This is a genomic window from Mycobacteroides franklinii (genome assembly GCF_002013895.1).
Taxonomy (GTDB): domain Bacteria; phylum Actinomycetota; class Actinomycetes; order Mycobacteriales; family Mycobacteriaceae; genus Mycobacterium; species Mycobacterium franklinii.
In genome coordinates this window covers 103,306-116,295 of sequence record NZ_MAFQ01000018.1, presented here as the reverse complement: position 1 = coordinate 116,295, position 12,990 = coordinate 103,306, and the positions used below count along the sequence as shown (strand labels likewise).

The 12,990-nt window shown below is 62.7% G+C and carries 11 protein-coding genes; all 11 read left to right on the top strand.

Annotated elements, in window-relative coordinates:
- Positions 1 to 276: 276 nt before the first annotated feature.
- The 11 genes from B4393_RS24705 (at position 277) to B4393_RS24655 (ending at position 12,927) form a co-directional block, all read left to right on the top strand.
- Positions 277 to 2,451: a glutamine synthetase III family protein gene (locus B4393_RS24705; RefSeq protein WP_078336371.1), complete on the top strand. Its 2,175-nt coding sequence runs from the start codon at positions 277 to 279 to the stop codon at positions 2,449 to 2,451.
- 316 nt (positions 2,452 to 2,767) lie between these two features.
- A complete protein-coding gene (locus B4393_RS24700) occupies positions 2,768 to 4,834 on the top strand; it encodes an adenylate/guanylate cyclase domain-containing protein (protein ID WP_109551752.1) in 2,067 nt (688 codons plus the stop codon).
- Positions 4,834 to 6,255 (top strand): mechanosensitive ion channel family protein, encoded by a 1,422-nt coding sequence (locus tag B4393_RS24695; RefSeq protein ID WP_078336370.1) that lies wholly within the window; start codon positions 4,834 to 4,836, stop codon positions 6,253 to 6,255. The genes B4393_RS24700 and B4393_RS24695 overlap by 1 nt, the downstream gene beginning before the upstream one ends.
- A gap of 244 nt (positions 6,256 to 6,499) precedes the next feature.
- Positions 6,500 to 7,075 (top strand): hypothetical protein, encoded by a 576-nt coding sequence (locus tag B4393_RS24690; protein WP_070939980.1) that lies wholly within the window; start codon positions 6,500 to 6,502, stop codon positions 7,073 to 7,075.
- Positions 7,060 to 7,836: an APH(3'') family aminoglycoside O-phosphotransferase gene (locus tag B4393_RS24685; protein ID WP_078336369.1), complete on the top strand. Its 777-nt coding sequence runs from the start codon at positions 7,060 to 7,062 to the stop codon at positions 7,834 to 7,836. The genes B4393_RS24690 and B4393_RS24685 overlap by 16 nt, the downstream gene beginning before the upstream one ends.
- A 47-nt stretch (positions 7,837 to 7,883) precedes the next feature.
- Complete coding sequence (locus tag B4393_RS24680; RefSeq protein ID WP_078336368.1) at positions 7,884 to 8,243, top strand: ArsR/SmtB family transcription factor; 360 nt, start codon at positions 7,884 to 7,886, stop codon at positions 8,241 to 8,243.
- Positions 8,240 to 8,884, top strand: coding sequence for an SRPBCC family protein (locus tag B4393_RS24675; RefSeq protein ID WP_078336367.1), 645 nt, complete (start codon positions 8,240 to 8,242; stop codon positions 8,882 to 8,884). Before B4393_RS24680 ends, B4393_RS24675 begins: the two co-directional genes overlap by 4 nt.
- A 46-nt stretch (positions 8,885 to 8,930) precedes the next feature.
- Entirely contained in the window at positions 8,931 to 9,446 is a 516-nt protein-coding gene (locus B4393_RS24670) for a VOC family protein (RefSeq protein WP_078336366.1), read from the top strand.
- A complete protein-coding gene (locus B4393_RS24665) occupies positions 9,443 to 10,906 on the top strand; it encodes an FAD-binding protein (RefSeq protein WP_078336365.1) in 1,464 nt (487 codons plus the stop codon). Before B4393_RS24670 ends, B4393_RS24665 begins: the two co-directional genes overlap by 4 nt.
- A 112-nt stretch (positions 10,907 to 11,018) precedes the next feature.
- Positions 11,019 to 11,414: a hypothetical protein gene (locus B4393_RS24660; protein ID WP_078283102.1), complete on the top strand. Its 396-nt coding sequence runs from the start codon at positions 11,019 to 11,021 to the stop codon at positions 11,412 to 11,414.
- Between the two features lie 136 nt (positions 11,415 to 11,550).
- On the top strand, positions 11,551 to 12,927 hold the full coding sequence (locus B4393_RS24655) for an ABC1 kinase family protein (protein WP_078336384.1): 1,377 nt from the start codon (positions 11,551 to 11,553) through the stop codon (positions 12,925 to 12,927).
- The last annotated feature ends 63 nt before the right edge of the window (positions 12,928 to 12,990 follow it).

Genomic DNA, 12,990 nt, shown 5'->3' with positions numbered 1-12,990 from the left:
TGCATTCCTCCTTGGCGGCTTGGAAAGGTGCGCGGCCATAAGGAGCCGCGGCCAGAAGAATGCGCAGCAGATGTGTCAAACACAGCTCGTAGATGTTGCATGTGCGTGAAGTACTCAGCGCGAGCCGAAATCGGCGCAGTAGGTCGGCGGAAGTTCCCGCGCCCGGGACACTGGTGTTGACGTGTAGGAAACATGCCGGTTATCGGTTGTCCCTAGCGTAGCCACGTTGGTCGCCCGCGAATCGGCTGCGGGCCCATCCCAGGGATAGGAAGTCAATTGAGCGGAAATGCTGTGCGTCTGCAGGCGATCAACAATGTCGAAGCCTACGTGCCTCCGGCGATCAGCTTCGTGGTCGGCGAAGAACCGGGGGAGGTCTTCGGCGCGAACGTCTTTAGCAAGGCCGTTATGCAGCAACGGCTTCCCAAGTCGGTTTACAAATCCGTGACTGCCACGGTCGAGAAGGGCGTCAAGCTGGACCCGGCCGTGGCCGATGCCGTCGCTTCGGCGATGAAGGACTGGGCACTGGAAAAGGGCGCTACCCACTACGCGCACGTCTTCTACCCGTTGACGGGTCTGACCGCCGAAAAGCACGACAGCTTTCTGGAACCGATCAGCGACGGCGCGACTCTGGCCGAGTTCGCGGGTAAAACCCTGATTCAGGGCGAGCCCGACGCCTCCAGCTTCCCCAGTGGCGGCCTACGCAACACCTTCGAGGCCCGGGGATACACGGGCTGGGATGTGACCAGCCCCGCATACATCCTCGAAAACCCCAACGGCAACACGCTATGCATCCCGACGGTGTTCGTGTCGATGACCGGTGAGGCTCTGGACCACAAGACTCCGCTGCTGCGCAGCCAGCAGGCGATGGGCGAGCACGCCGAGCGCATCCTGAAACTATTCGGTCACAGCAATTTCGATCACATCGTGTCGTTCTGCGGTCCGGAGCAGGAGTACTTCCTTGTCGACCGTCACTTCTTCCTGGCCCGCCCGGACCTGATCAACGCCGGTCGCACACTGTTCGGCGCCAAGCCACCGAAGGGCCAGGAGTTCGACGACCACTACTTCGGTGCGGTGCCCGAGCGGGTTCTCGGCTTCATGATGGATACCGAGCGTGAACTGTTCAAACTCGGCATCCCGGCCAAGACCCGGCACAACGAGGTCGCGCCCGGTCAGTTCGAGATCGCCCCCATGTTCGAGCGTGCCAACATCGCCTCTGATCACCAGCAGCTGCTCATGACGACGTTCAAGACGATCGCCAAGAAACACGGGATGGAATGCCTGTTTCACGAGAAGCCCTTTGCCGGAGTCAATGGTTCTGGCAAGCACGTCAACTTTTCGTTGGGGAACTCGCAGTTCGGCAGCCTTCTCGTGCCGGGGGATACCCCGCACGAGAACGCCCAGTTCCTGGTCTTCTGCGCGGCGGTTATCCGGGCTGTGCACAAATTCGGTGGGCTGCTGCGAGTTTCAGTGGCATCGGCGACCAACGACCACCGTCTTGGCGCGAACGAGGCCCCGCCGGCCATTATCTCGATCTTCCTCGGCGATCAGCTGGCCGATGTGTTCGAGCAGATCGCCAAGGGTGCGGCAACCTCGTCAAAAGGCAAGGGCAGCATGATTATCGGCGTCGACACACTGCCGGTCCTGCCCACCGATCCGGGAGACCGCAACCGCACCAGCCCATTTGCATTCACCGGCAACCGCTTCGAATTCCGCGCTCCTGGCTCGATGCAGACGGTGGCCGCGCCGATGGTAACGATCAACACGATCATGGCGGAATCGCTGGACTACATCGCCACCGTGCTGGAGAAGGAAGTCGCGGACGGTACTGACTTCGACAAAGCCGTTCAGCAGCTTCTCACCGACATCATCACCGAACACGGTGCCGTGGTGTTCAACGGGGACGGCTATTCCGAGGAGTGGCAGACCGAAGCAGCCGTTCGGGGGCTGCCGAATCTGAAGACCACCTTGGATGCGCTCCCGGAGCTGATCAAGCCCGAAGCCCTCGAGTTGTTCGACAAATACAAGGTCTTCAACGACCGGGAGATGCACAGCCGCTACGAGATAGGCCTTGAGCAGTACGCGCTGACCATTCACGTCGAGGCGAAGCTGTCGTTGGAGCTGGCTTCGACAGTCGTGCTGCCGGCCGCGCTGCGCTACCAGACAGAGATCGCGCAAAACGTCGCCACGCTGAAGGCCGCCGGGATGACGCCGAGCACCACCTTGCTGGAGGACATATCGGCCCCCATCGCCGACCTTGTCGCCGCCCTTGCCGACCTGAAGAAGGGAATCGAGAGCGACTCCGCCGTCAGCGCGCTGGAAGAAGCGGAGCACGCCAAGAGCCTGCTACCTGCCATGGATGCGGTGCGGGCCGCCGCCGACACGCTCGAAGGGATAGTGGCCGATGACCTGTGGCCGCTGCCGACCTACCAGGAAATGCTCTACATCCTGTAAGTAGGAAAGTCCCGCGTTCATCGCGTTGGTATTCAAAGGGTTTGGCCACCGCCGATAGCCGGGTGGCGGGCAAGCCACCAGTTGAGGCTGGCTGCCGACCAACGTGTTCTCGCCGATCTTGATCAGAGTCGGTCCCAGGAGCATCCCTTTCTGCCACACTGAGCAGTCGTCTAGCTGGGCCGTCGAAGGGACGCCGAGGGTGCGGGTTACACGCGAGGCCGAGGGGCAGGCACCGGAGTCCGGTGAAGCCAGAAGGTTCAGACTGCTGCGCTTCCGCCCACTGACGAGGGTCAGCATTCAGTCCAAACTGATTGCGATGATGGTGGTGTGCACCATCGTGGGTGCCGCGGTGGTCGGGATCATCGCCTTTCAGGTTGGCCGCAATGGACTGCGTACGACCGTGTTCACCCGGCTTACAGAGTTACGCGAGTCGCAATCGCGGGCACTCACCGAGCAGCTTTCGGATCTGAAGAACTCACTGGCCATCTATTCCCACGGGACAACGGTCCCCGCAGCCCTCGATGCCTTCACCACCGGCTTTGACCAGTTGTCCAACGCGACCGTCGACCCCGCGCAGTGGCAATCGATCGTCAACTACTACAACAGCAACTTCCTCAAGCAGACCGAGCAGAACAGCGGAATCAAACTCGACGCCGAGGCCGTACTGCCCACGACAAACGCCCAACGCTATCTGCAGGCCGTCTATACGGCTCACCGGAAATCCGACGACGTAGCCATCACCATCAACGATGCCCATGACGGCAGCGCCTGGTCGGCGGCGAACGCCCGTTATCAGGAGTACTTCCGTGAGATCGCTACCCGCTTCGAGTTTCAGGACGCACTGCTACTCGATGCTCGCGGAAACGTCGTCTATACGGCGTTCAAAGATGTCGACTTGGGTACCAACATTCTGACGGGCCCATACAACGGATCCAAACTGCATGACGCGTATCAACGAGCGCTGACGTCCAATGATTCGAACTTTGTACTGTTCACCGACTTCGAGATCTACCAGCCAGCCGAGAACGAGCCCACCGCCTGGATCGTGGCGCCTGTCATCGCCAATGGCAGGGCGACGGGCGTGCTCGCCCTGCAGTTTCCGGCGTCCAAGATCAACAGGCTGATGACTTTCGAGAAACGTTGGGAGGCTGTGGGTATGGGCAGGACGGGGGAATCCTATCTCGCCGGCCCGGATGGTCTGATGCGCTCGGATTCGCGCCTGTTCCTGGAAAATCCGCAGAGCTACAAGCGCGATGTCGTCGCGGCGGGCACTCCTGCCGATGTGGCCGATCAGGCCATCCGGCTCGGCGGCACGACACTGGTCCAACCGGTGGATTCCGAAGCCACCCAGGCAGCGCAACGCGGTCAATCGGGAACCCTCATCGCGACCAACTACCTAGGCCAGCAGACATTGCAGTCGTATGCGCCGCTGAAGCTGCCGGATTCCGATGTGCACTGGTCGGTGATCGCTACGGTCGACACCGCGGAGGCGTTCGAGCGCGAGGTGTCATTCACCAAGACCATCGTGGTCTCGACCACCGGCATTATCTTCGCCGTCTGCCTGGCCGCGGCGTTTTTCGCACAGCTCTTCGTTCGGCCGATCAGGCGGCTGGAAGAGGGGGCACAGAGAATCAGTGCCGGCAACTACACAGTCGCCATCCCGATCGAAACACGCGACGAAATCGCAGATCTGACAAGAGCATTCAATGAAATGAGCAGGAGTCTGACTGTCAAGGAAGACCTGCTCACCGAACAGCGTCAAGAGAACGACCGGCTACTACGGTCATTGATGCCCGAACCTTTCGCTCAGCGGTACCGGCAAGGCGAGGAGCTTATCGCCACCGAACGTCACGACGTGTCGGTCGTATTCGCCGATATCGTCGGTCTGGACCGCCTCCAGGCTGAGCTGGCATCCGAGGATTCCCTCGCACTTGTCAATGATCTTGTCCGCCAGCTCGATGCGGTATCCGAAGATCTCGGAATCGAGCGGGTACGCACAGCACACAACGGCTATCTGGGAAGCTGTGGTCTCAATACTCCACGGCTGGACAATGTGCGCAGGATCGTCGATTTCGCCCTCGCATGCCAGGGAATCATCAGGCGGTTCAACAGCGAGACCGGGTACGAACTGAGCCTGAGGGCGGGTGTGGACACCGGCACGGTCAGCAGCGGACTGGTCGGCCGTCCCACGATGGTCTACGAAATGTGGGGGGCAGCAGTCAATCTCGCATATCAGGTGAAAAGTGGTTCGCCGCAGCAGGGAATCTACGTCACGTCGCGAGTACACGATGCCCTCCAGGAAACGTTCGACTTCACACCGGCCGGAGTGGTCACCGTCGACGGGGAAGAACAACCTATCTGGCGGTTGTCGGAGCAGCAGTGATGACCGACATCCTCACGTCACCCTGGTTTTTCTGGTCAGTTGGTATCGCCCTTGGGCTTCCGTTGGGGTTGATAGTGCTGACGGAGTGGCAGCAGGCATTGCGCGCCAAGCGCAGCGTCCTGGTGCGGCCGGTCACTGTCCTGCGCAACTATCTGCTCCCACTGGGCGCCCTGCTGCTGCTCCTGATCGAGGCGAAGCAGATCCCGCCCGAGGCAACGTCAGTGCGGCTGGTGGGCACCCTCTTCGCATTCGTGGTGTTGGTGCTGGTGCTCTCGGGTGTGAGTGCCACTCTCTTCCACGGTGCCCCCGAAGGAACGTGGCGCAAACGGGTCCCCATCATCTTCGTCGACGTCGCACGGTTCGTCGTGATCGTCGTCGGTCTGGGGATGATCTTTTCCTATATCTGGGGCGCCAACGTGCGGGGACTGTTCACCGCGCTCGGGGTGACATCCATCGTGATGGGGCTCGCGCTGCAACAGTCTGTCGGTCAGATCGTCTCTGGTCTGTTGATGCTCTTCGAGCAACCGTTTCGGATAGGGGACTGGTTGGATACCCCGACCGCACACGGCCACGTAGTCGAAGTCAATTGGCGTGCCGTACATCTCCAGACTGACAGTGGACTCCAGATCACTCCGAACTCAGTGTTGGCAACCGCGTCGTTCACCAACGTGAGCCGCCCCGAGGGCAAGCACAAGATCGCGATCGTCAGCGTCTTCTCCCTGGACGATCCGCCAGATCAGGTCTGTGCCACGCTATTGAAGGTGGCCGCCGGGTTGCCACAACTCCGCGAAGGCGCGCAACCTTCGTCAATCCCTTTGGGTGGCATTGAGTATCGCACCACCATTCCGCTGCGGTCCTTCGACAATGACGGCCAAGCGAAGGCGACCTTCCTGCGCTGGATCTGGTATGCCGCTCGGCGGGAAGGGCTTCACCTCGATCACGCCACCGAGGCGTGGTCCACACCCGAACGAGTCGCAGACGCGATACAGACCGTGGTCGCACCGACATTGCGGATAGGCCCCGAAGACCAGCAGGCGCTCATCGCGCACTCGACACTCCAGAGGTACGGCGCCGACGAGAAGATCCAGGACTCCGGCGAGGTGCCGAATCATATGTTGTTCATCGTCTCGGGCCGCGTGTTACTGACCGCGGTCACGGCCGACGGCACGGAGATATCGGTGGCCACTCTCGATGAGGGCTCCTTCCTCGGGCAGAGCACGCTGACCCGCCAGCCCGTGGTCGGCCGCGCCTATGCGGTGGGTGAGGTCACCGTCGTACAGATTGAACGGGAACAGGTCGAGACACTGGTGCACCGCAACCCGGTGCTCATGCAGGAGTTCGGCCGCACGATCGAAGAACGACGGGCCAGCGTCCGCCAGGCAATCACCCCCGAAGCTCTTGCCCAAAGCCGCAGCGACTGATCCCCGCCGAAGTCTCCGGCAGTCGCCCAGTGCGGCGTCCCGCTGCTGATAGCTCAGAGCGCAACAGCAGACCTTATATAGCCGCATATGGGTTTTCTGGCCACCTACGTGCTACGTAACATCTGTCACATATTTGCTACGGATGCGATGGCGATTCCGATTGCTGGAGGTTCGACGTTTCAGACACACGGATGCCCCGGCGGTTCACACTTCTAGCCCGGTCCATGAGACGGTATCTCTCACTATGGACAGCGAACCAGTTGACCACCAGTACCTCACCTACGAGGAATTTGGCAGGGCGTTCTTCGAGATAGCCGTCAGCGAAGCCCGGGTAAGGGCTGCGGTCGCCTCGATCGCGGGCGAGCCATTCGAAGTCGGCCCCATGGCCCAGGGGCCCGGCAAGATTGCGAAAGTGACCGCGAAAGTCCAGATCCTGGACCCGGTCGTCACCCGGAACGATGGGCCGACCATCACCTTCGACATCCAGGTGCCGCTGGCCATCGATCTGCTGATCGACCTGAAGCTCGACAAGAGCCGATTCAAGGTCGCGGGCAACATCTCCCTCAAGGCCACCGCCCGCGCCGCCGCACCGCTGCAGTTGGTCATCGATGTCGCGCCGCCCGGCCCCTCGGACATCACGGTCGATGTGTCCTCCAACACGATCCGCGGGGAGCTACTGCGCATCTTGGCGGGAGTCGACCAGCTGATCAGCCGATTCATCGCCAGCTATGTGGCCCAGGAGGTCAACAATCCGAAGGCGATGGCGGCGCGCACGATCGACGTCGCCCACCGGCTCGACGCGGCGTGGACGGGCGTTTGATCGACCTCTCGGCCTGGGAACCCGTCACGACGGGGGAGTCCGGCGCCCGGGTCTATCGATCACCGGACCACTCGCGCTATGCGAAAACAGGTGGCATCGACCTAGCGGCCGAACGAGACCGCATCGAATGGCTTAGCAGTCAACAGATCCCGGGCCCGTCCGGGCTCGAGTGGTCGACCGCACCGGGCGGTCCGGTGCTGATCACCTCGGCGGTCGAGGGCATATCCGCCGACCAGCTCGACGCCGACGACCTGGACAGGGCGTGGCCTGCCATCGCCGACGCGGTGCGACGGCTGCACTCGCTGCCGACGACTTGCTGCCCCTTTTCCCGCGACCTGGCCGCGACGGTGGCGCTGGCACGGGATGTGGTCGCCCGTCGCGCCGTCAACCCGGATTTCCTGTCCGACGAGGACCGAGGGATACCCACCCAGCAGTTGTTGTCACGCGTCACCGCCCAACTGGCCGAGCGTCTGGCTCAGGAACCCGGCGATCTGGTCGTGTGTCACGGGGACCTGTGTTTGCCGAACATCGTGATCTCGCCGGAGGACTTCTCGGTGGCCGGCTTTATCGACCTCGGCAGACTCGGGGTGGCGGACCGGCACGCCGATCTCGCCCTGCTCTTCGCCAATTCCCGCGAAACATGGACCGAAGAGACTCGCGCGATCAGCGGTCAGGCGCGGTTCCTGGACGCCTACGGAACACCAGCCGACCCCGAGCGCTTGGCGTTCTATCTGCGGTTGGATCCACTGACCTGGGGTTAGAATTTCATTCTTGACTTATATAAGTTTGTACTTCTAATGTCGACAACATGCACGCCTTCGATGTCCTGGGCGACCCGGTGCGCCGGCGCATCCTGGAGCTGATCCACGCGGGGGAGGTGACCTCCGGTGCGGTCGCCGAGGTCATCCGGGCGGAGTTCGCGATCAGCCAACCGGCCGTGTCGCAGCACCTGAAGGTATTACGCGACAACGGGTTCGCCACCGTGCGCACCGAGGGGACGCGCCGGCTGTACCGCGTTGACACCACGCCGCTGCGCGAGGTCGATCAATGGCTGGCCATCTTTCGCCGCAACTGGACTCCACACCTGGACGCACTGGCCACGGAGATCGCCCGCGGCAAGCGACAACGCCGAAATGCCCCCACCACACCCAAGGAGAGCGCCTCGTGATCGATGTTCAGCACCAACTCAACTCCGTCCGCCGCACCGTCGGAACCAGGACATTCGAGGCCCGCGAGGCGCGGGTAGTGACCGTCAGCCAGACCTACGACACCGATGCCGAAGACCTGTGGGACGCGTGCACCAATGCCGAGCGCATTCCTCGATGGTTCCTGCCGGTCTCGGGCGACTTGTCCGTCGGCGGCCACTACTCGTTGGAGGGCAACGCATCCGGAAAAGTACTCACCTGCGATCCGCCCCGTGCCTTCACGGCAACGTGGGAATGCGGCGGCACCAGCTGGATCGAGGTGACCATCGCGCCGGAGGCGCAAAACCCCGAGGGTCGTGCCACCTTCACCCTGGAACACATCTCCGATATCAACGACGATGACGAGCATTGGCTGCAGTTCGGACCGGGCGCCGTCGGAGTCGGTTGGGATTCTGGACTTCTTGGCCTGGCCGGATATCTCGCCTCGCCCGAAGATCGCATCACCCCCGAGGAGGGCGCGGCCTGGGCGGCCAGCCAGGAGGGCCGCGCATTCATGACCGGCTCCAGTGAGCGGTGGTACGACGCCGCCGTCGCCGCGGGTATCGACCCCGCGGAAGCCCGCGCGATGGCCGATCGCACCACACAGGCCTATACCGCGGGCTGAGGTGGGCTGGGGTGGCCTGTGCCACAGCGGACGCTACTATCGGCCCATGACCACATCGGCAGTGCCGCCGGATGTTTCTGGATTTGGACGCGTCACCCAAATTGCTTGGGTTACTGATGATCTCGATGCCACCGAAGGCATGCTCAGCACCGTATTCGGAGTCAAGAAATGGACGCGAATTCCAGATGTGCACTTTGGTCCTGAGACGTGCACGTATCGTGGCGGGCCGGCCGATTTCACGGCGACCATCGCACTGAGCTATCTCGACGACATGCAGCTCGAGCTGATCCTCCCGGTCAGTGGGACAAGCGTCTACTCGGAGTTTCTGGAGCGCAATCCTGCGGGACTGCATCACGTATGCGTCGAACCACTCGACCTTGACGCGGCGCTCGATCATGCCGTCGCACGCGGCATGGAGGTTGTCCAGGCCGGTGTGATGCCCGGCGGCATGCGCTTTGCCTATCTATCGGCCCCCACAGCCGCCTTGCCCTACATGGAACTGGCCTTTGTCCCGCCCGAAATCCGGGCGTTCTACGACTACATCAAGAGTGAGCAGGCATGAGCGCAGCGATACCGGAAACCGTAGCGGTCCAAGACATCACGGAGTGGTCTGACGAGGTGGACGTACTCGTCGTCGGCTTTGGCATGGGCGGGGGATGCGCAGCTGTATCGGCTGCCGAAACCGGTGCGCAGGTGCTCGTACTCGAGCGCGCCGCCTCCGCGGGTGGTACCACCGCAATGGCGGGTGGGCACTTCTATCTGGGCGGCGGCACCGCCGTTCAGCAGGCCACCGGGCATGCCGACAGCGCCGACGAGATGTACAAGTACCTGATGGCGGTATCTCCGGATCCGGATCCGGAGAAGATCCGCCTGTACTGCGAGGGAAGCGTCGAGCATTTCAATTGGCTTGAGGCGCTGGGCTTTCAGTTCGAGCGCAGTTTCTATCCGGAGAAGGCCGTCATCCAGCCCAATACCGAGGGGCTGATGTTCACGGGGAACGAGCTGGTGTGGCCGTACCGCGACGAAGCCGTCCCCGCGCCGCGCGGGCATAAGGTTCCCAAACCCGGTGACACCGGTGGCGCGGGCATGGTTGTGGACCTGCTCGCCCAACGCGCCGGCGACCTTGGTGTGCCCATCCGCTATGAGACCGGAGCAACCGCGCTCATCCTCGACAAGGGGGGAGCGGTCGTGGGTACGACATGGAAACACTTCGCGGAAACCGGTGCGATACGGGCCAAGTCGGTGATCATTGCCGCCGGCGGCTTCGTGATGAACCCCGCTATGGTGGCCCAGTACACCCCCAAGCTCGCCGAGAAGCCATTCGTACTCGGCAGCACCTACGACGACGGACTCGGCATCAGGCTCGGGGTGTCCGCGGGCGCCGGCACCCGGAACATGAACCAGATTTTTGTGACCGCTCCGGTGTATCCGCCTTCGGGGCTGCTCACCGGGATCATCGTCAACAAGAACGGTGAACGGTTCGTCGCCGAGGACTCCTACCATTCCCGGACATCCGGGTTCGTGATGGACCAACCCGACAGTGCCGCGTACCTGATCATCGATTCCGAACACATGGATCGTCCGACGCTGCCCTTGACACCGTTCATCGACGGTTGGGAGACCATCGCCGAAATGGAAGCAGCCCTAGGCATTCCGGCCGGCAACCTGGACAAGACGCTGCAGCGCTACAACGAGCACGCCGACAGGGGAGAGGACCCCGACTTCCACAAGCATCCGAAATACCTCGCCTCGCAGGGGGCCGGCCCCTGGGGCGCATTCGATCTGACCCTCGGCAAGGCGATGTACGCCGGATTCACGCTCGGCGGGCTCCGCACCGATGCCGACGGGCGCGTGCTCACCGAATCCGGGCAGTCAATTCCCGGTCTCTACGCGGCCGGCGCGAGCGCGTCGAACATTGCTCAGGACGGCAAGGGCTATAGCAGCGGAACCCGCCTCGGCGAAGCATCGTTCTTCGGCCGGCGAGCCGGTTCGCACGCCTCGCAGCGTGCGTCGGCACAGTGAGCAGTACTGTGTGCCACGTCACAAAAAAGCATCAAATAGTCACGTGGCGGGATAGCTCATCGATGTCCGCACACCCGTCGCCTAGGCTGTCAGCAACGGAAAGGTGACTCCAATGGCGGAGGTCTATACCAGGAACGGGCATCGGCCCGCGCCGACCGGCAAGATCCGCAAGCTGGCCAACGTCGCGTTGAACATCGACGGCACCGTCGGAAGCATCGAGTCCATGGCGGTGGAGGTACACGACCTCACTGACCGGGTCGGCGGCATGCTCGATCACCTCGATTCGAGCCTGGAGCGCCTTGACGACTCGCTGGATTCGCTGAACCTCACGTTGAACAACCTGGCCGAAACCACCACGACGCTGGCCCGAACGATGACGAGCCTCGAGACGCTCATCGACGTCGTCGACCCCCTGATTCGTGTTCTGAAGGTCGCGCTTTACCCCACGAAGATCGTGCTGGACTTCGCCGACGACCGGATCGCCCAGATCGAGCGCGCGCTGCGCTGAACCTCTCGCACGGGCCTCATTCCCGGCCTCCGCGCTGACCATCACCAGCCACTCCCGGCGTTCGATTAACATACATACCAGTTTGTCGGTAATGTCTCACCGACCTATACGACCGGTGTGGACGGAGGAAGTCGCGGTGAGCGATGCAACCGATGAACCCCGGCGGCCCCGGAGACTGGATCCGGTCTCCGCCGAGATTCAGTTCGACCGACTTGCCGCTACGGCGGGCCAGCTACTCAAGGCCGGAACGCGGATCCTGAGTCAACGCCCCACGGAACGCGACCTGCGCCAAGTCATCGCCAAGGAGATGCGCCGGTCCTTCGCCGAGCTCGGGCCCGCCTACGTCAAGTTCGGGCAGCTCATCGCCTCGTCACCCGGGATGTTCCCCGAGGACCTCTCCGCGGAATTCCGGTCGTTGCTCGACCACGTGCCACCGGCGGACCCCCAGACCATCCGGTCCATGCTGACCGACGAACTCGGCGCACCGCCGGAAGATGTGTTCGCGTCATTCGATGAGGTTCCCTTCGCATCGGCGTCAATCGCCCAGGTACACAAGGCGACACTCAAGGACGGCACGGCGGCCGTCGTCAAGATTCAGCGCCCCGCGATCCGCACTCGGCTTGCCGCCGATCTGCAGATCCTCAAACAGATCGCCCGCGGTCTCGAACTCACCGAGATGGGCCGGATGTCAAACATCTACGAGGTGATGCGCGACTTTGAGGCCAATCTTGCCGAGGAGCTGGACTTCACCCTGGAAGCCCAGGCCATGCGGGATTGGACGGCGGGGCTCGCCGGCTCCAAGTACGCGCAGAGAGTGCGTGTACCCCAGCTCTATTCGGATCTATGCACCGACAAGGTGCTCACCATGGAATACGTCGACGGGATCAGGATTGACGACGCGGACGCCATCCGCGCCGCGGGGTTCGACGGCCCCGCAGTGGTGAAGACCCTGATGCTCACCCTGTTCGACTCCGCGTTCGCCGCGGGCACCTTCCATGGCGACCTGCACGCCGGAAACCTGATGGTCGACCCACAAGGTCGAATTGTGTTCCTGGACTTCGGAATCGTGGGTCGCCTCGATGAGCGGACCCGTAAGACGCTGCGGGAGCTGATCGGCGCGCTCATTCTCGAACCCGACGACGAGGCGGCGGCGCGCACGCTGATCAAACTCGGGGCCATCGATCCCCACGCCGACCCCGCCAAGGTCGCCGAGTCGCTTCGCAAGGTCACCCGCCCCATGGGTACCTCGTTGGGCAAGATCTCCTACGGCACCATCGGCCGCCAGCTCACCGCGTTGGGCCGCGAGCACGACGCGATCCTCCCCAAGGAGTTCATCCTGGTCGGTAAGCAGTTGCTCTACGTCGAGCGGTACACCAAACTGCTGGCGCCCGAATGGCAGCCGGTGGGCGACCCGGAAATTCTCACCTACTTCGGCACCTTGATATCGGAGTACCAACAGGCCCGCGAAGAAATCAAGGACAGCAAGAACGACACAGACGGGCCCCAAGAATGACACGCACCGCCGATAGCCCAGCACGGTCGACCGCGCGCACCCAACGTGTCGAGCGGCGGACCC